General features: G+C 54.0%; 17 protein-coding genes and 1 pseudogene. 1 reads left to right on the top strand and 17 read right to left on the bottom strand.

Annotation, left to right across the window (positions count from 1 at the left end):
- Window positions 1-130 precede the first annotated feature (130 nt).
- Window positions 131-1,465, bottom strand: a complete 1,335-nt coding sequence (locus AQS70_RS05610) for a serine hydrolase domain-containing protein (RefSeq protein WP_055101919.1) — start codon at window positions 1,463-1,465, stop codon at window positions 131-133.
- A 153-nt stretch (window positions 1,466-1,618) separates the two neighbouring features.
- Between AQS70_RS05610 and AQS70_RS05605 the strand changes: the two genes are divergently transcribed.
- Window positions 1,619-2,581, top strand: coding sequence for a bifunctional GNAT family N-acetyltransferase/nucleoside diphosphate kinase regulator (locus AQS70_RS05605; RefSeq protein ID WP_055101918.1), 963 nt, complete (start codon window positions 1,619-1,621; stop codon window positions 2,579-2,581).
- A 191-nt stretch (window positions 2,582-2,772) separates the two neighbouring features.
- On the opposite strand, the gene glmS is transcribed toward AQS70_RS05605, so the two are convergent.
- The 16 genes and pseudogenes from glmS to mnmG form a co-directional block, all read right to left on the bottom strand.
- On the bottom strand, window positions 2,773-4,608 hold the full coding sequence (gene glmS / locus AQS70_RS05600) for a glutamine--fructose-6-phosphate transaminase (isomerizing) (protein ID WP_055101917.1): 1,836 nt from the start codon (window positions 4,606-4,608) through the stop codon (window positions 2,773-2,775).
- A 9-nt stretch (window positions 4,609-4,617) separates the two neighbouring features.
- Entirely contained in the window at window positions 4,618-5,385 is a 768-nt protein-coding gene (locus AQS70_RS05595) for a DeoR/GlpR family DNA-binding transcription regulator (protein WP_055101916.1), read from the bottom strand.
- 357 nt (window positions 5,386-5,742) lie between these two features.
- Window positions 5,743-7,110, bottom strand: a complete 1,368-nt coding sequence (gene glmU / locus AQS70_RS05590; protein WP_055101915.1) for a bifunctional UDP-N-acetylglucosamine diphosphorylase/glucosamine-1-phosphate N-acetyltransferase GlmU — start codon at window positions 7,108-7,110, stop codon at window positions 5,743-5,745.
- 114 nt (window positions 7,111-7,224) lie between these two features.
- On the bottom strand, window positions 7,225-7,644 hold the full coding sequence (locus AQS70_RS05585) for a F0F1 ATP synthase subunit epsilon (protein ID WP_420912336.1): 420 nt from the start codon (window positions 7,642-7,644) through the stop codon (window positions 7,225-7,227).
- 53 nt (window positions 7,645-7,697) lie between these two features.
- Complete coding sequence (gene atpD / locus AQS70_RS05580; RefSeq protein ID WP_010207684.1) at window positions 7,698-9,074, bottom strand: F0F1 ATP synthase subunit beta; 1,377 nt, start codon at window positions 9,072-9,074, stop codon at window positions 7,698-7,700.
- Window positions 9,075-9,101: 27 nt separating this feature from the next.
- Window positions 9,102-9,962, bottom strand: a complete 861-nt coding sequence (gene atpG, locus AQS70_RS05575) for a F0F1 ATP synthase subunit gamma (protein ID WP_055101913.1) — start codon at window positions 9,960-9,962, stop codon at window positions 9,102-9,104.
- Window positions 9,963-10,012: 50 nt separating this feature from the next.
- A pseudogene (gene atpA, locus AQS70_RS05570) lies at window positions 10,013-11,514 on the bottom strand (F0F1 ATP synthase subunit alpha).
- Between the two features lie 21 nt (window positions 11,515-11,535).
- A complete protein-coding gene (locus tag AQS70_RS05565) occupies window positions 11,536-12,072 on the bottom strand; it encodes a F0F1 ATP synthase subunit delta (protein WP_055101912.1) in 537 nt (178 codons plus the stop codon).
- Window positions 12,073-12,084: 12 nt separating this feature from the next.
- Complete coding sequence (locus tag AQS70_RS05560) at window positions 12,085-12,555, bottom strand: F0F1 ATP synthase subunit B (RefSeq protein ID WP_048373561.1); 471 nt, start codon at window positions 12,553-12,555, stop codon at window positions 12,085-12,087.
- A 57-nt stretch (window positions 12,556-12,612) separates the two neighbouring features.
- A complete protein-coding gene (gene atpE, locus AQS70_RS05555) occupies window positions 12,613-12,870 on the bottom strand; it encodes a F0F1 ATP synthase subunit C (RefSeq protein WP_002555987.1) in 258 nt (85 codons plus the stop codon).
- Between the two features lie 120 nt (window positions 12,871-12,990).
- Window positions 12,991-13,860, bottom strand: a complete 870-nt coding sequence (gene atpB, locus AQS70_RS05550) for a F0F1 ATP synthase subunit A (RefSeq protein WP_055101911.1) — start codon at window positions 13,858-13,860, stop codon at window positions 12,991-12,993.
- 16 nt (window positions 13,861-13,876) lie between these two features.
- Window positions 13,877-14,284 (bottom strand): F0F1 ATP synthase subunit I, encoded by a 408-nt coding sequence (locus tag AQS70_RS05545; RefSeq protein ID WP_055101910.1) that lies wholly within the window; start codon window positions 14,282-14,284, stop codon window positions 13,877-13,879.
- 147 nt (window positions 14,285-14,431) lie between these two features.
- Window positions 14,432-15,304 carry a ParB/RepB/Spo0J family partition protein gene (locus tag AQS70_RS05540; protein ID WP_055101909.1) on the bottom strand — a complete coding sequence of 291 codons (873 nt, stop codon included), beginning with the start codon at window positions 15,302-15,304 and terminating at the stop codon, window positions 14,432-14,434.
- A gap of 9 nt (window positions 15,305-15,313) precedes the next feature.
- Window positions 15,314-16,105, bottom strand: a complete 792-nt coding sequence (locus AQS70_RS05535) for a ParA family protein (protein WP_055101908.1) — start codon at window positions 16,103-16,105, stop codon at window positions 15,314-15,316.
- A gap of 18 nt (window positions 16,106-16,123) precedes the next feature.
- Window positions 16,124-16,768, bottom strand: a complete 645-nt coding sequence (gene rsmG / locus AQS70_RS05530; RefSeq protein WP_055101907.1) for a 16S rRNA (guanine(527)-N(7))-methyltransferase RsmG — start codon at window positions 16,766-16,768, stop codon at window positions 16,124-16,126.
- On the bottom strand, window positions 16,765-18,657 hold the full coding sequence (mnmG, locus tag AQS70_RS05525; RefSeq protein ID WP_055101906.1) for a tRNA uridine-5-carboxymethylaminomethyl(34) synthesis enzyme MnmG: 1,893 nt from the start codon (window positions 18,655-18,657) through the stop codon (window positions 16,765-16,767). Before mnmG ends, rsmG begins: the two co-directional genes overlap by 4 nt.
- Window positions 18,658-19,106 lie beyond the last annotated feature (449 nt).

The following is a 19,106-nucleotide window of genomic DNA, read 5'->3' as shown; positions in this document are numbered from 1 at the left end:
CTGATGACTCCCGCCGCCAACACTAACAACGGTGCCGCGTTGCTGAGCAGGGCAGGAGCGACTCAACAACGCTCCTGCGTTACAGACGTTGAAGCTAAGCCGGCAGTGGATGAGCGGCAGTTGCGCAGACTTATTGAGGGTGCGCTATCAGCAGCTTGGCCAACGCCTCAAATGCCGGGATGGTCACCGGGTCATTTGCCGAATTGCTGGCAATCGGGTTGGAGGCATATCGCACGATCACCATCTCGGCCTTGGGATCGATGTAGGTCCGCTGACCATAAACACCCCGCGCCATGAATGCACCATCCTCGTTGTGCGTCACCCACCACATATCGCGATAGCTGCCGCCTTTGAGAAGGTCATAACCGGCCTTGGCAAACGCGACTTTATCGCCACCCGCGCGAATATCATCAACCACTGACTTAGGCACAATTTGCTGGCCCAGATACTGGCCGTTATTACGGATCATCTCGCCAAACCGTGCCATATCCCGTAGCCCGGTATTCAATCCTCCCCCTGCAAACGGGGTACCGATAGAGTCGACGCTGAAGTATGCATCCTGCTCGGCACCCAGGCGTTGCCAGATTTTTTCCGACAATAGTTGCGCCACATTCTTCCCGGTAGCCCGCGCGATCACCCAACCTATTACATCGGTATTCACCGTTTTATAAGCGAAGGCTTTACCGTGTTCCCCCTCAGGTTCAACGGTCTGCAAGTACTCCATGTAGCTTTGTGGCCCGGTGTAGTCCTTGGGTTTTGGCAGTGGATTGCCCGCCTGCGCATGCTTCCAGACTTCAGCGCTAGGGTCGGCATAGTCTTCGCTATATTTAAGCCCGGTGGTCATGTCCAGTACTTGGCGCAACGTCGCGTTGCCAAAGGCTGACTTGGCCAGCTCAGGCACGTAATCAGCCACTTTTTTATTAGCATCCAAGGTGCCATTAGCCACCAACATGGCGCCCATTGTGCCTACCACCGATTTAGTCATCGACATGGCGCCGTGCTGACCTTCAGGGCTCAAGACACCGAAATAACGCTCATACACAATTTTGCCGCGGTGCAGCACCACAATGCCGTCGGTGTAATTAGCCGCCAGCGATTGCTCCCACGTCATCGTTTTATGTGCTCCGAGCACAGTAAACGTCAGTGCATCAATATCGCTGCGCAACGCCCGCGCCAATGGCACAGGCGCCCCTAACCCACGGGGCACATTGGTGGTAGGCATCAGTTGACGGAAGTTGGAAACACTCCAGCGCATGGCCGGAAACTTGAAATAACTACCATCGGCAAACCGCACAATACGATCAGGCGGTGGAGGCGCACCGACCATCCAGCCCATGGTCTTGGGGTCACTGGCAGCAGCATCGGGGTAAGTTGTTTTATCGCCAGCACAGGCGATGGACGCTGCCAGGCAAGACAGCAAGAACACCACGCGGGTGCGCGCAGGTTTGAGCAATTGCTTAAACATATCAAAGTCTCAATAAAGGAAAGGGACTTGGCTAAGCGCTAAGCAGAATGTTCCGGATTCAGTTTCGATAAAGCGATGGCTTCTTCGAACCCTCTAGGCGGTTCGGCATTACTCGCGTTATATCTTAAAATAGCCGGTTGCCGAAGAACCGTCATGACCCTGGCCATGAAGGGCTTCCATCCTTTACAAATAAGTGTGGTCAAGATGAACAAGCCTTTCATTTCGCTGTGCCCTGAAGTTACTCGTGCGCACGCGCTGACGTTGATGGATTGGTTGGAGGATGAACGCGTCACCTGCTATCTAAGCGATTCGCGTCATGTCTCCCGCTCCATTGAGCAAGCCATTGATCGGACTCAATTGCCGATCCTGACGCATCTGTTCAATAGGGGCGGCCGGTTCTTCATGGCCTTTGACAGGCATGACGCGCCGGTGGGCTTTGTCCGTCTAATCAAAACCGGTTCAACGTGCGAGATAGTCTTGGTCATCGGAGACAGCCAAAAATGGGGCCGAAACCTTGGTGCCCGAACGATCCGCGAAGGCATGAAGCTGGCCTTCCTCGACATGCGGGCCGATAAGCTTGTCGCCAAGATCCACCCGGACAACGCACGCTCGCTGAAAGCCTTTCTGCGCAGCGGCTTTGTGCTTGAGAGCGAAACGCCGACATTGAAGTCATTTTCCATGACGGCGGGGCGCTATCTGGAGCTATTGCGCGAAGGTGCCGTTAGCGACTCCACCCGTATCTACATCACTGAAATCGACAAGGCTAGGCTCGAGAGTCTAATCGTGCTCGAGCAAGGCCCGGCCATTGTTGAGCTCGAACATGAGCTTGAGCGAGCCATTGTCGTCAAACCGCAACACGTCGCGAGCAGTGTCGTGACAATGAACTCTAAGGCCTTGGTGCAACTGGACGACGAAGAGCTAGAAGTCGCCTTGGTCTACCCTGAAGACGCAGACAGCAACGCAGGCAAGCATTCCGTGTATTCCGACATCGGCGCAGCCATCTTGGGCTATCAGGAGGGGGACGCTATCGACTGGCGAATTTCTGATCGGACCCGCCGGATTGAGATCAGGAAAGTGCTTTACCAGCCGGAGGCTGCGGGTGATTTCCACCTTTAACTGCGCCTCTTACTCCGTGTTCGTCCAGGAGGCACGAAGCCACAAAGGACCGCACTGCGCTGTCCGTACCTGAGCGTACAAGGGTCGATCGGAGCCCGTTACAAAAAGTAGGAGCCGGTAGGTCAAACCTAACCGGCTCCTGTGACAGTTTTAATTCTCTAAAACCATCAGTCATGTCGTTGCGGCAGACGTTATTCCACTGTGACCGATTTAGCCAAGTTACGCGGCTGATCGACGTCAGTGCCTTTAAGCACAGCAACGTAGTAAGACAGCAGTTGCAGCGGGATGGTGTAGAGGATCGGTGCCAGCACGTCGTGGATGTGCGGCATGTTGATCACGTGTGTGCCTTCGCCATTGCTCATACCCGCTTGCTCGTCAGCAAAGACGATCAACTCACCGCCACGGGCGCGAACTTCTTGCAGGTTAGATTTCAACTTTTCCAACAGCTCGTTGTTCGGAGCAACGGTCACCACCGGCATGTCGTTATCCACAAGGGCCAACGGGCCATGTTTCAGTTCACCCGCTGGATACGCTTCGGCGTGGATGTACGAAATTTCTTTGAGCTTGAGCGCGCCTTCCATCGCTACCGGATATTGAGCACCACGGCCCAAGAACAAGGTGTGGTGTTTGTCGGCGAACAGTTCAGCGACTTTCTCAATGGTCCCGTCCATCGCCAGCGCTTCGCCTAGGCGCGTCGGCAAACGGCGCAGTTCTTCAACCAATTGCGCTTCAACACCAGCCTCAAGGGTGCCGCGTGCTTGGCCCAAGGACAAAGTGAGCAGCAATAGGCCAACGAGCTGAGTGGTGAAGGCTTTGGTCGAGGCCACGCCAATTTCACGACCGGCTTGGGTCAGCAGGGTCAGGTCTGACTCACGTACCAGCGAGCTGATGCCAACGTTACAAATCGCCAGACTGCCGAGGAAACCCAGTTCTTTAGCGTTACGCAGCGCCGCTAAGGTGTCAGCGGTTTCGCCCGATTGTGAAATTGAGACGAACAAGGTGTCGGGCTGAACAACGACTTTGCGGTAGCGGAACTCGCTCGCCACTTCGACTTGGCATGGAATACCCGCCAGGCTTTCGAGCCAGTAACGCGCAACCATACCCGCGTGATAACTGGTGCCACAGGCCACGATCTGAACGTTGCGCACTTTGGCGAACAATTCTTTAGCGTTCTGACCAAACGCCTGAACCAGAACGTGATCTTGACCTAAACGGCTTTCCAGCGTGCGTTGTACAACGCTTGGCTGCTCGTGAATCTCTTTGAGCATGTAGTGACGGAACTCGCCTTTGTCAGCAGCTTCGGCACCGTCGCGGTATTGCACGGTTTCACGTTGAACGGTCTGGCCGTTTACATCCCAGATTTGTACGCTATCACGACGGATTTCAGCGATGTCGCCCTCTTCCAAGTACATGAAACGGTCAGTCACTTGGCGTAAAGCCAACTGATCAGAGGCCAAGAAGTTTTCACCCAGACCCAAACCGATTACCAGCGGGCTACCGCTACGGGCGGCGACCAGACGATCGGGTTGCTTGGCGCTGATGACGGCCAAGCCATAAGCACCGTGCAGTTCTTTAACCGTTGCCTTCAACGCTTCGGTCAGGTCGGGTTGCTCTTTGAGCTTGTGATTGAGCAGGTGGGCAATAACTTCGGTGTCTGTGTCTGAGGTGAACTCGTACCCTAAACCTTTGAGCTGTGCGCGCAGGGCTTCGTGGTTTTCAATGATACCGTTGTGGACAACTGCTAGATCTGAGCCCGAAAAATGCGGGTGAGCATTGCGCTCGCACGGTGCGCCGTGAGTGGCCCAGCGAGTGTGTGCAATCCCTAAACGCCCGACCAGTGGTTCACCGGCCAACGCTTGTTCGAGTTCTGACACTTTGCCATTACGGCGCGTACGCTCCAGTGTTCCATTATTGGTAAACACCGCCACACCGGCGCTGTCATAGCCGCGGTATTCAAGACGCTTAAGACCTTCGAGCAGAATGGCCGTGATATTACGTTCAGCGACTGCACCAACGATTCCACACATAATTTTCTCCTAAGCGAGGGCCGCGCATAACAGCGTTATGCCCCGGGCCTGAATCTTTTCGCGCGCCTCTAACGGCAGGCGATCATCTGTAATAAGGGTATGGACGCTGCCCCAAGGCAGTTCCAGATTGGGTATTTTGCGACCGACTTTGTCGGACTCGACCATCACAATCACTTCGCGAGCAACATCAGCCATGACTCGGCTCAAACCCAACAACTCATTAAATGTTGTCGTGCCACGTTGCAGATCTATGCCGTCAGCACCGATGAACAGTTGATCGAAGTCGTACGATCGCAGTACTTGCTCCGCCACCTGCCCCTGAAAGGACTCGGAGTGCGGATCCCACGTACCACCCGTCATCAAGAGTACGGGCTCATGTTCAAGTTCACTGAGTGCGTTGGCTACGTGCAGAGAGTTAGTCATCACAACCAGCCCCGGTTGCAGACCCAATTGAGGAATCATCGAGGCCGTCGTGCTACCACTGTCGATGATGATCCGCGCATGTTCTTTAATCAGGCCAACTGCCGCACGGGCAATGGCTTGTTTGTAGAGAGAAACCGGTTGGGTAACGTCGCTCACCAGCTCTTGCGGCACAGTGATGGCACCGCCGTAGCGACGCAGTAACAAGCCATTACTTTCGAGCGCCGCCAGATCCTTGCGAATCGTAACTTCAGAGGTTTCGAAGCGCTTGGCCAATTCATCCACACTGACTTCACCCTGCTCCGTAAGCAAGGCCATGATGTTGTGTCTGCGTTGGGGTGTATTGCGCTTGGACATGAAGGCTCTAAGTTTCGGTTCGAAAGAAAACGAAAGCAATGAAACCTGATCTCGAAATAGCCGTCAAGGATTTGTTGCAGATTGTTATGTGGATAACTTGCTTTCGCCCCCACCGGGTTGGGGGTTGGCGGGCGATGTGCAGAGGGTAAAACAAAGCCTTATCCACAGTCGATGAATAAGGCTTAATGCAAGTTATTGATTTAAAACAGTTATACGATGACTTGAAACGCTAATAAACAACCCTGCTGAGCTGTGGATAACTACTCCGTAGGAGCTGCCGTAGGCTGCGATCTTTTGATCTATAAAAAGATCGCGAGCAATCGAGCGTCGACCGGCCGCTCCTGCAAACGCAGTGTCTTAAGGCTTTGGTTGTTTAACCGGACGCTTCCAGCCGTCGATATTACGCTGACGTGCACGGCCCACAGCCAGTTGCTCAGCCGCTACGTGTTGGTTGATGGTAGAACCGGCTGCGGTGGTAGCACCATCCAAGATATCCACAGGGGCTACCAATGAGTTATTGGAGCCGATGAATACATCAGCACCCAATACGGTTTTCCACTTATTGGCGCCATCGTAGTTACAGGTAATGGTGCCCGCACCGATGTTGGTGCGCGGGCCAACTTCAGCATCTCCCAAATAGGTCAGATGACCACACTTAGCCTCTTCGCCAAGGTGGGTGTTTTTCAACTCAACAAAGTTACCCACATGGGCGCGAGCATCCAGCACGCTGCCAGGGCGCAAGCGTGCGAAAGGACCTGCATCGCTGCCCTCCCCCAGTACCGCTCCGTCGATGTGGCTATTGGCTTTGACCACTACACCTTTACGCAGGGTGCTGTCTTTGATCACGCAGTTCGGGCCAATCACCACGTCATCTTCGATTACTACGCGACCTTCTAGAATCACGTTGATGTCGATTAACACGTCACGACCGACGGTCACTTCACCGCGCACATCGAAACGGGCCGGATCGCGCAACGTGACGCCCAATGCCATTAGTCGGCGACCTTCGCGCAGTTGGTAATGGCGCTCTAATTCACTGAGTTGTTTGCGATCATTGGCGCCCTGCACTTCCATTGGGTCATGGGCGTGTTCAGTGGCAACCACCAAACCATCGTTAACCGCCATGGCGATAACGTCAGTCAGGTAATACTCACCCTGAGCATTGTTGTTCGACAAGCGGCTCATCCAGTCAGAAAGACGCGCAGTCGGTAAGGCTAAAATTCCTGTGTTGCCTTCGGTGATTGCACGTTGCTCGTCGTTGGCATCTTTATGCTCGACGATAGCGCTGACCTTTCCTGCGCCATCACGCACAATTCGACCATAGCCCGTTGGATCCGCGAGGTTGACGGTCAACAAGCCCAATTGCTCTGGGCCCACTTGCTGGAGCAAGCGCTGCAAAGTCTCGACTTCAATCAACGGCACATCGCCGTACAGGACCAAAACGTTTTCGGCAGTCAAAAATGGCAAGGCTTGAGCCACGGCGTGGCCAGTACCTAGTTGTTTGTCTTGCAGCACAAAGTTCAGATCGTCAGCGGCCAAACGCTCGCGGACCAATTCAGCTCCGTGACCTATGACTACATGGATACCCGTCGGCTTAAGTTGGCGAGCGCTGTGGATAACATGCCCGAGCATGGAGTTGCCGGCCACAGGATGAAGAACCTTGGGCAGGGAAGAACGCATGCGGGTGCCCTGGCCTGCGGCGAGAATAACGATATCGAGAGACATGACTGGCTACCAATCCTGGGTGGTCAGCGGATGCGACCAAAAAGTGATTCGCGGAAAAGAAAAAAGGGTAGCCGAGGCTACCCTTTTTAATCAATCACACAATAAGCAAACGGCTTAACCGCCGAACTTCTTGCGGATTTGCTGAACGGTGCGCAGCTGAGCTGCGGCCTCGGCCAGACGTGAAGCAGCAGATCCGTAATCGAAATCTGCGCCTTTTTCGTTCAGGGCCTTCTCGGCAGCCTTAACGGCTTCCTGAGCGGAGGCTTCATCCAGGTCGACAGCACGTTGCACGGTGTCGGCAAGAACCTTGACCATGTTCGGCTGAACCTCGAGGAAACCACCCGAGATGTAAAACACCTCGGCTTCGCCACCCTGTTTGATCAGGCGGATCGGACCTGGTTTCAGACTAGTGATCAGCGGAGCGTGACCCAGAGCGATACCAAGATCACCCAGTGCACCGTGCGCAATCACCATCTCAACCAGACCGGAAAAGATTTCTCCTTCCGCGCTGACGATATCGCAATGGACTGTCATATTAGCCATCTGATTGCCTCAACCTGATTAGCGCCCGTTACCGGGCGCCCGAATTACAGTTTCTTGGCTTTCTCGATCGCTTCTTCGATGCCGCCGACCATGTAGAACGCTTGTTCTGGCAGGTGGTCGTAGTCACCGTTGAGGATGCCTTTGAAGCCAGCAATGGTGTCTTTCAGGGAAACGTATTTACCCGAAGCGCCAGTGAAGACTTCAGCCACGAAGAACGGCTGCGACAAGAAACGCTGGATCTTACGAGCACGGTTTACCAACTGCTTATCGGCTTCCGACAGCTCGTCCATACCCAGGATCGCAATGATGTCCTTCAGTTCTTTGTAACGCTGCAGCACGTACTGAACGCCGCGAGCGGTGTCGTAGTGTTCTTGGCCGATTACGTTCGGATCCAGTTGGCGCGAAGTCGAGTCGAGTGGATCGACCGCTGGGTAGATACCCAAGGAAGCGATGTCACGGGACAGTACGACGGTGGCGTCCAAGTGGGCGAAGGTGGTCGCTGGCGACGGGTCAGTCAAGTCATCCGCAGGTACGTATACCGCTTGGATCGAAGTGATCGAACCTTCTTTGGTCGAAGTGATACGTTCTTGCAGAACGCCCATCTCTTCGGCCAAGGTCGGCTGGTAACCTACTGCAGAAGGCATACGGCCCAGCAGTGCGGATACTTCAGTACCGGCCAGGGTGTAACGGTAGATGTTGTCAACGAACAACAGTACGTCGTTACCTTCGTCACGGAACTTTTCAGCCATGGTCAGGCCAGTCAATGCTACGCGCAGACGGTTACCCGGCGGCTCGTTCATCTGACCGTAAACCAGAGCTACTTTGTCCAGTACGTTGGAATCCTTCATCTCGTGGTAGAAGTCGTTACCCTCACGAGTACGCTCACCCACACCAGCGAACACGGAATAACCGCTGTGCTCGATGGCGATGTTACGGATCAGTTCCATCATGTTTACGGTTTTGCCTACACCGGCACCACCGAACAGACCAACCTTACCGCCTTTTGCGAACGGGCAAACCAGGTCGATAACCTTGATGCCAGTTTCCAGCAGATCGTTACCACCCGCTTGCTCGGCGAACGAAGGTGCTGGACGGTGAATGCCCCAACGCTCTTCGGTGTCGATTGGGCCAGCTTCGTCAATCGGGTTGCCCAGTACGTCCATGATCCGGCCCAGGGTCGCTTTACCGACCGGTACGGAGATGGCTGCACCAGAGTCGACAACGTCCAGACCGCGCTTCAAGCCTTCGGTGGAACCCATCGCAATGGTACGAACTACGCCGTCGCCCAGCTGCTGCTGAACTTCCAGAGTAGTGTCCGCGCCTTGTACTTTCAGCGCGTTGTAGATGCTCGGTACGCTGTCGCGTGGAAATTCCACGTCGATAACGGCGCCGATGATTTGAACGATACGTCCGCTACTCATAGCTGGATCCTCTGAATATTTGAACCGTTAAACCGCGGCAGCGCCGCCGACGATTTCCGAGATCTCTTGGGTGATCGCAGCCTGACGCGCCTTGTTGTAGATCAGTTGCAAATCACTGATCAGATCACCGGCGTTATCGGTAGCGTTTTTCATCGCGATCATCCGCGCCGCTTGTTCAGCTGCGTTGTTCTCGACCACCGCCTGGTACACCTGCGACTCCACGTAGCGCACCATCAAGCCGTCAAGCAGCTCTTTGGCGTCTGGTTCGTAGAGGTAGTCCCAGTGGTGCTTGAGTTCTTGATCCGGGGTCGCCACCAGTGGAATCAATTGCTCCACGGTTGGCTGCTGGGTCATGGTGTTGATGAACTTGTTGGATACCACGGACAGGCGGTCAATCCGGCCTTCCAGGTACGCATCCAGCATCACCTTCACACTGCCGATCAGATCATTGATCGACGGCTCTTCACCCAGGTGGCTGATAGCTGCAACGACGTTACCGCCGAAGTTACGGAAAAAGGCCGCACCCTTGCTACCAACGACACACAGATCAATCTCGACGCCGTTATCGCGGTTTACCGCCATGTCCTTGACCAGGGCCTTGAACAGGTTGGTATTCAAACCACCGCACAAACCACGGTCACTGCTCACAACCACATAACCAACACGCTTAACTGGGCGGTCGATCATGAACGAGTGGCGGTATTCCGGGTTGGCGTTGGCCAAATGCCCAATAACCTGGCGGATGCGCTCCGCATAAGGACGGCTAGCAGCCATACGCATTTGTGCCTTGCGCATTTTGCTGACCGCCACTTTTTCCATGGCGCTGGTAATTTTTTGCGTGCTTTTGATGCTCGCAATCTTACTGCGAATCTCTTTTGCGCCTGCCATGTAACACCTATCAGGTTAGCAAGCGGGAGCCTTGCGGCTCCCGCTGCGGCTTACCAGGTTTGGGTGGCCTTGAACTTCTCGATACCGGCTTTCAGGCCAGCGTCGATTTCGTCATTGAAGTCACCCTTCACGTTGATCTTGGCCAACAAGTCGGCGTGATCGCGGTTGAAGTAAGCAATCAGCGCTTGTTCAAAGCTGCCGACCTTGGCGATTTCGACGTCTCAGCGATCGACATTGGGGCGTATTGCTTCTGCTTCATCAGCTCGGTAACGCGCTGACCATGCTCAAGTTGCTTACGGGTCGCTTCGTCCAGGTCAGAAGCGAACTGGGCGAATGCCGCCAGTTCACGGTACTGAGCCAGAGCGGTACGGATACCACCAGAGAGCTTCTTGATGATCTTGGTCTGAGCGGCACCACCCACACGGGATACCGAAACACCGGCGTTCACTGCAGGACGGATCCCGGAGTTGAACATGGCCGATTCCAGGAAGATCTGACCGTCAGTGATGGAAATCACGTTGGTCGGAACGAACGCGGAAACGTCGCCAGCTTGAGTTTCGATGATCGGCAATGCGGTCAGGGAGCCGGTTTTGCCGGTCACTGCGCCATTGGTGAACTTCTCTACGTACTCTTCGGATACGCGGGATGCGCGCTCCAATAGACGGGAGTGGAGATAGAACACGTCGCCTGGGTAAGCTTCACGGCCTGGTGGACGGCGCAGCAGCAGGGAAATCTGGCGGTAAGCCACTGCTTGCTTGGACAGATCGTCATAAACGATCAGCGCGTCTTCACCGCGGTCGCGGAAGAACTCACCCATGGTGCAACCGGCGTAAGGTGCCAGGTACTGCAGCGCAGGCGATTCAGAAGCACTGGCAGCCACGATGATCGTGTTTTTCAGTGCGCCGTTTTCTTCCAGCTTGCGAACAACGTTGGCGATGGTCGATTGCTTCTGACCGATCGCTACGTAGACACAGAAAATGCCGCTGTCTTTCTGGTTGATGATCGCGTCGATCGCCAGAGCGGTTTTACCGATCTGACGGTCACCGATGATCAGCTCACGCTGGCCACGGCCGACAGGAATCATGGCATCGACAGCCTTGTAGCCAGTCTGTACAGGCTGGTCTACCGACTTACGCCAGATCACGCCTGGAGCAACTTTCTCGACCGCGTCGGTCTCGGTGTTGCCCAGTGGACCTTTACCGTCAACAGGGTTACCCAGTGCGTCGACTACGCGACCCAGCAGTTCCTTACCTACCGGAACTTCGAGGATGCGGCCGGTGCACTTAGCGCTCATGCCTTCAGCCAGAGACTGGTAAGCGCCCAAAATTACGGCACCTACAGAGTCTTGCTCCAGGTTGAGAGCCATACCGAAGACGCCGCCCGGAAACTCGATCATCTCGCCGGACATTACGTCGGCCAGACCGTGAATCCGCACGATACCGTCAGATACGCTGACGACAGTGCCTTCGTTACGGGCTTGGGAGGTCACATCGAGCTTGTCGATGCGGCCCTTGATAATTTCACTTATTTCGGAAGGATTGAGTTGCTGCATTGCTCTGCTGCCCCTTCAAACTCAAGATTTCAATGCTTCGGCAAGATTCGCGAGTTTGCCGCGAATCGAGCCATCGATAACCAGGTCGCCGGCGCGAATGACAATGCCCCCAATGAGGGACTTATCTTCCGCAACTTGCAGGCGCACTTCCCGGTCGAGTCGTGCACTGAGAACCTTGGCGAGTTTGTCTTGCTGTTCTTGGCTCAATGCAAAAGCACTGGTCACTTCAACGTCTACCGACTTCTCTTGCTCGGCCTTATACAGGTCGAACAGAGCGGCAATCTCCGGCAAAAGCAGGAGACGGTCGTTTTCTGCAACGACGTGGATGAAGTTCTGCACTTTTACATCAAACTTGTCGCCGCACACGTCAATAAACGTGGCGGCCTTTTCTGCGCTCGTCAGTCGCGGGGCCTTGAGCACGCGCTGCATAGTGTCGTCTTGCGACACCGCTGCAGCCAGGCCGAGCATGGCTGACCAAGAGGCCAGTTGCTGGTGGGCCTGGGCGTGCTCGAAGGCTGCCTTAGCGTAAGGTCGGGCCAACGTGGTCAATTCTGCCATGATCGCCCTCGCTTAAATTTCAGCAGCCAGTTTATTAACCAGCTCCGCGTGCGCGTTTTGATCGATTGTGGCACCCAGGATCTTCTCTGCGCCTTCAACAGCCAAGCCACCCAATTGGGCACGCAAGGCGTCTTTAACGCTGTTCAGTTCCTGCTCGATCTCGGCCTGAGCCTGAGCCTTCACACGGTCAGCTTCAACGCGAGCCTGTTCACGGGCTTCGTCTACGATCTGAGTACCGCGTTTCTTGGCTTGCTCAATGATTTCAGCTGCTTGAGCCTTAGCTTCGCGCAGTTGTTGACCCGCTTTATCTTGGGCCAACTCCAGGTCACGAGCTGCTCGGTTAGCAGCGTCCAGTCCAGCCGCAATCTTCTTCTGACGTTCTTGCAATGCCGCGATGACCGGAGGCCACACGAACTTCATGCAAAACAGTACAAAAATGAAGAACGCAACGGACTGGCCAATCAGGGTTGCATTAATGTTCACGCCAACACCTCGCTCGTTCGTTGTCCATCTCTCTAATCAACTCGACAATTCGAGTGATTAGCCAGCGAGTTGACCAACGAAAGGGTTCGCGAAAGTGAAGAACAGTGCGATACCAACACCGATCATGGTTACGGCGTCGAGCAGACCGGCAACGATGAACATTTTAACTTGCAGCATTGGAACCATTTCTGGTTGACGCGCTGCGCCTTCCAGGAACTTGCCGCCCAACAGGCCGAAACCAATTGCAGTACCCAGTGCACCCAGGCCGATCAACAGTGCAACAGCGATAGCGGTTAGACCAACTACAGTTTCCATCTTTCCTCCCGACTTTTACGTCGTATGGTTTAGGTTTTTAGATTAAAGCGGTAAAACAAAATCATTTTGCGACGCCCTCTCACCGAAGCGAGAGGGGCACCAGACTCGCCGAAACGGGTCTTAGTGGTTCTCTTCGTGCGCCATCGACAAGTAAACGATGGTCAACATCATGAAGATGAACGCTTGCAAGGTGATGATCAGGATGTGGAATACAGCCCACGCCCATTGCAGCACCACGCCCAGACCGCTAAGCCAAAGCAGGCCGCTGCCGAACATTACGGCGATCAGGATAAATACCAGTTCGCCAGCGTACATGTTGCCGAACAGACGCAGTGCCAGCGAGATTGGCTTGGCAATCAACGTCACGAATTCGAGCAGGAAGTTCACCGGAATCAGCAGCGCCTGAACAAAAATGTTCTTGCTGCCGAATGGGTGCAGGGTCAGTTCGCCGATGAAGCCGCCGATGCCCTTGATTTTGATGCTGTAGAAGATGATCAGCGCAAATACCGACAGGGCCATGCCCAGGGTAGCGTTAGGATCAGTCGTCGGTACCGCACGGAATGGGAAGTGCTCATCGCCAGTGATCAGGATGGCCAACTGCGGGATCCAGTCAACCGGCACCAAGTCGATGACGTTCATCAGGAAGACCCAGACGAAAATAGTCAGCGCCAAAGGAGCAATCACAGCGCTACGGCCGTGGAAGCTGTCTTTTACGCTGCCATCAACGAATTCCACCAAAACTTCAACGAAGTTCTGCAGTGCGCCTGGCTGACCGGAAGTTGCCTTCTTGGCCGCCATGCGAAAGATGAAGATAAACAGTAAGCCTACGAATACAGACCAGCCAAGTGTATCGACGTGGAATGACCAAAAGCCCATTGCTTTAGCTTCTGCAACGGTGTGAGCAAAGCCCCAGCCGCCATCAGGTAGCTGCCCGAAGGTCAGGTTCTGTAAGTGGTGCTGGATATAGCCCGAAGCGGTTGTTTCTGCCATGGTTGCCTCAAACGCCCTAAGGTCTCGAAAGTGTTGTTCTCATTAGCAGGGGAGCGAACCAGTTGACCAACTGGGTCAACACGAAGACGCCGAATACAGCTAGCGGCGCCAATGGCTTCACACCTGCAAACGTCAGCGCGAACAGCACTGCCGTCAAAATTAATTTGCCTGCCTCTCCAGCGTAAAACGACCGGACGATGGCTTGCGCTGCTCGAGCACCGGAAAACCGGAAAGCTCGGTGAGCAAAATACACATTGGGTAGCAAAGCAATCAGGCCTCCGCAGAGTCCTGAATATCCGGCTACAACTCCATGCCATTGCCAGAGCCCCAAAGCAGCCAGCAATAAAATGACAAATTGAGCTAGCAAAACCGGAAAAACCGCCAAGCGATGGAACGGCAAGCGGTTTGGCGTGCGTGTCTCCATCACAATTGCTCCTCAAAGGTCGGCTGCCAAAAGCTAAAACTTGGCATAATTTGTGCCGACAAAATGCGCGCAGAGTATAGGGGCGCTGAAGCCCCTATTCAACTGTCAGGTAGTGATTTCCGACTACGCGCTACACAAGGAAATGTTTCAGCGAATGTGCGCCAGCACCCCTTGAAGCTCATCAAGGGAGTTATAGCCAATTACTAATTGGCCTTTACCCTTCTTTCCGTGGCGAATCTGCACCGCAGAGCCTAGGCGCTCGGCCAGACGCTGCTCGAGACGGGCGATGTCCGGATCAGGTTTAACCGGTTCAGCAGGCTCTTGTTTACCGCTCAACCACTGCCGAACGAGTGCTTCCGTTTGGCGCACAGTCAGGCCACGTGCGACAACATGTCGCGCCCCTTCAACCTGCTTATTCTCGGGTAAACCGAGCAAAGCCCGCGCATGACCCATTTCAAGGTCACCGTGGGACAGCATGGTTTTTATCACTTCCGGCAATGAAATCAAACGTAACAAGTTAGCCACTGACACCCGGGACTTACCCACTGCATCAGCTACTTGTTGTTGCGTCAGTTGAAACTCTTGCTGCAAACGCTGCAAGGCAATCGCTTCTTCAATCGGATTGAGGTCTTCACGCTGAATGTTTTCAATCAGCGCCATCGCGATAGCGGTTTCATCCGGCACATCGCGCACCATCGCCGGGATAGTGTCTTTGCCGGCCTGTTGGCTGGCGCGCCAACGGCGCTCACCGGCAATAATCTCAAAACGTTCGCCAGCGATAGGACGCACTACGATCGGCTGCATTACGCCTTGGGTCTTGATCGAGTTTGCCAATTCTTCTAACGCTTGCGGGTCCATATCGCGACGAGGCTGATATTTACCACGCTGGATCAGGTCCAGTGGCAAATGCTGCAATTCGCTTTGATCGACCTTAACTGCTTGCTCTTCCAGCGAGCTGACCGTAGGCCCACTCAGGAGAGCGTCCAGTCCGCGTCCTAGACCTCGTTTCTTGACGGCCATGGAATATCCTTAAGTTGGCTGAGCAGTGCGGGAGGTGCGACGTTGACGACGAACCAGCTCACCGGCCAAGGCAAGGTAAGCAATCGCGCCACGGGAATTTTTATCATAGGCCAATGCAGGCATACCGTAACTCGGTGCCTCGGCCAGACGAATGTTTCGTGGAATTACCGTGTCATACAGCTGTTCGCCGAAATGTTCCTTGAGTTGAGCAGACACATCGTTCATCAGGCTCAAGCGCGGGTCATACATGGTTCGCAGCAGCCCCTCGACTTTTAGGTTCGGGTTCAGTAACTCGGCAATACGCTTGATGTTATCCACAAGGTCGCTCAACCCTTCAAGGGCGAAGTACTCGCACTGCATGGGGATAATGACCCCATCAGCCGCAACCAGCGCATTGAGCGTCAACATCGACAATGACGGTGGGCAGTCTATCAGAATGAAATCGTAGCTTTCTCGAACGGGCGCCAACGCGGTACGCAGACGGCTTTCTTTCATCTGCATTTCGAGCAACACAACTTCGGCCGCGGTTAAGTCGCGGTTAGCTGGCAGCAACTGGTAACCGCCGTGCTCCGAGATGTGCATGGCTTGAGCCAAATCACATTCACCAATCAAAAGATCGTAAACAGAGTTCTCAAGACCGTGTTTATCCACACCGCTACCCATGGTGGCATTGCCTTGTGGATCGAGGTCGATCAGCAGCACGCGTCGCTTGGTCGCGACCAGCGATGCTGCGAGGTTGATACAGGTCGTGGTTTTACCCACACCGCCTTTTTGGTTCGCTATTGCGAATACCTTAGCCATTCTTGCTTGCGTTCCCAATCATGCCGTTCGGCGCAGTATCAGCAGATGGCGTTGGCCTTGGCAACCTGGAACGGTCAAGGCGTGTTCGCTATCTAGACGAAATTCAGACGGCAATGCTACCAGCTCATCAGTTGGATGAACGCCCTTCATTGCCAACCAGCGCGTTTGGTGATCACCCAAGTGTCGCGTCCAGTTCGTGAAGTTCTCCATGCTGCTGAAAGCCCTGGATACAATTCCGTTGAACGCCAGCTCAGGTCGATATTCCTCAACACGACTGTGGATAACGTGCAGGTTATCCAATTTGAGTTCGAGTTTAACCTGAGTCAGGAAGCGTGTTTTCTTGCCATTGCTGTCTAGGCAGGTCACTTGAGATTCAGGAAACAGGATCGCCAAGGGAATCCCTGGCATTCCTCCACCGCTGCCGACATCCAACCAACGACCGTTCTCGATGAACGGCATCACGCTCAGGCTGTCGAGCAAATGACGCGAAACCATTTCGTCGGGGTTACGCACAGCCGTGAGGTTGTAAGCCTTGTTCCATTTTATCAACAGGGCCAAATATTCCAGCAGTTGCGCCTGCTGGGTATCGGTTAAGTCGACGCCCAATTGGCCAGCGCCTGTTGATAACTCTTCAGCGTGTTGTGCGGTTACCAGCGAACTCAAGCGTTTTGCTCCAACTTGCGACCTGCGCCGCGTTTTTTCAGGTGAATCATCAACAGGGAAATCGCCGCGGGTGTTACACCCGGAATCCGCGAAGCCTGGCCTAGCGTCTCAGGGCGTGTAGCACCGAGCTTACTTTGGATCTCTTTCGACAACCCCGAAATGGTCGTGTAATCAATATCCACAGGTAGTTTGATATTTTCGCTGGCGCGTAAACGAGCAATCTCGTCCTGTTGACGATCAATGTAACCGGCGTATTTGGTTTTGATTTCAACCTGCTCAGCGACTAATGGATCGCTCGCCCCTTCGCCGGTGACTTCGACCAGACCGGCGTAGTCGATTTCCGGGCGGGTTAACAAACTTAGCAAATTGTATTCATGGGTCAACGGCGTACCAAACTTGGCCGCAATCGCTTCACCTTGCTCAGTACCAGGGCGGACCCACGTACTTTTCAAACGCTGCTCTTCTTGGACAATGCTTTCGCGCTTGGTGCAGAACGCTGCCCAACGGGCGTCATCAACCAAACCAAGCTCTCGACCTTTTTCAGTCAGACGCATATCTGCGTTGTCTTCACGCAGAATCAAGCGGTATTCAGCCCGTGAAGTGAACATCCGGTACGGTTCTTGAGTGCCCAATGTGATCAGGTCATCCACCAAAACACCGATGTAAGCCTCATCGCGACGCGGGCACCACGTGTCTTTGCCCTGAGCGAGCAAAGCGGCGTTGGTTCCTGCGAGCAAACCTTGTGCCCCCGCTTCCTCGTAACCGGTAGTGCCGTTAATTTGTCCTGCAAAGAACAAACCGCCAATCACTTTGGTTTCGAGGCTGTATTTCAAGTCGCGAGGATCGAAATAGTCGTATTCGATGGCATAACCGGGTCGCACGATGTGAGCGTTTTCCATACCGCGAATCGACTGCACCAGTTGCAGCTGTACATCGAAAGGCAACGACGTCGAAATCCCATTTGGATAAAGCTCATGGGTGTTCAAACCTTCCGGTTCGATAAACACCTGATGGCTTTCTTTGTCAGCAAAACGATGAATTTTGTCTTCAATCGACGGGCAGTAACGCGGGCCAATGCCTTCAATCACGCCTGAATACATCGGCGAACGATCAAGGTTAGAGGCAATGATTTCGTGGGTACGGGCATTGGTATGGGTGATCCAGCAACTGACTTGTCTCGGATGCTGTTCTTTGTTGCCCATAAACGACATGACCGGGATTGGCGTATCACCGGGTTGCTCGGTCATCATCGAAAAATCAACTGAACGGCCATCAATACGAGGAGGCGTGCCGGTTTTTAAGCGACCCACTCGCAAAGGTAGTTCACGTAGACGGTGTGCCAAGGCAATCGACGGTGGATCACCTGCCCGTCCGCCTGAATAGTTCTGCAATCCAATGTGGATAAGCCCACCCAAAAACGTACCGGTGGTTAAAACCACGGCATCGGCCATAAACCGTAGACCCATTTGGGTAACAACACCGCGCACTTGATCCTGTTCAACGATCAGGTCATCAGCGGCTTGTTGAAATATCCACAGGTTGGGTTGGTTTTCCAGAATTTCACGAACGACTGATTTATAGATCGCGCGGTCGGCCTGTGCACGGGTTGCCCGTACCGCTGGGCCTTTGCGGCCATTGAGTACACGGAACTGAATACCGCTTTTATCGGTAGCTGTCGCCATCGCGCCACCGAGGGCATCGATTTCTTTAACCAGATGGCTTTTACCAATCCCACCAATTGCAGGATTGCAGCTCATATGCCCGAGGGTTTCCACGTTGTGGGTCAGCAGCAGGGTTTTTACGCCCATACGTGCTGAAGCAAGTGCAGCCTCGGTTCCGGCATGACCGCCACCGATGACGATCACTGCAAAACGGGAAGGGAAATTCACCACGCACCTCGTGCCTGTTACTAGGGGTTTTTTGGATAGACCGCGAAGTATAGGGACTTAGCCCTTCTTAAAGAACCCTTTGCACAAAATTTAACCAGCTTGTGGATAAGGCAAGATAGAAAAATAAATAAAGAAGAGATTTATAAAAGCTTTGTTTTTATGTTTATTTCTATGCAGGCTACTTTCTGTGGATAGATTTCTAAGAGCCTTATTTATCATACTGTACAGAGATTCAAAAGTCTGTGGTCATGTGCCAAGGAGCCCCGTGAATAAGTGCACTAAGCCTGTGGGTAAATCATGTGGTTATCCACAAGGGTGGTTATCATCAGTTTACAGACCCAGTTACCCACTGAGCTAAGGGCCAGTTATGCACAGGGCTTATTGGGACAAAAATCAGCCCGAAGGCCATTTAGCAGGCAGCCGAAAGCCGCCAGAAGGAGTGATTCTTC

Origin of the sequence: Pseudomonas endophytica (genome assembly GCF_001411475.1) — a bacterium.
In the GTDB taxonomy this organism is placed as follows: domain Bacteria; phylum Pseudomonadota; class Gammaproteobacteria; order Pseudomonadales; family Pseudomonadaceae; genus Aquipseudomonas; species Aquipseudomonas endophytica.
The sequence above is the reverse complement of the archived record's forward strand: the minus strand, read 5'-3'. Positions and strand labels throughout refer to the sequence as shown.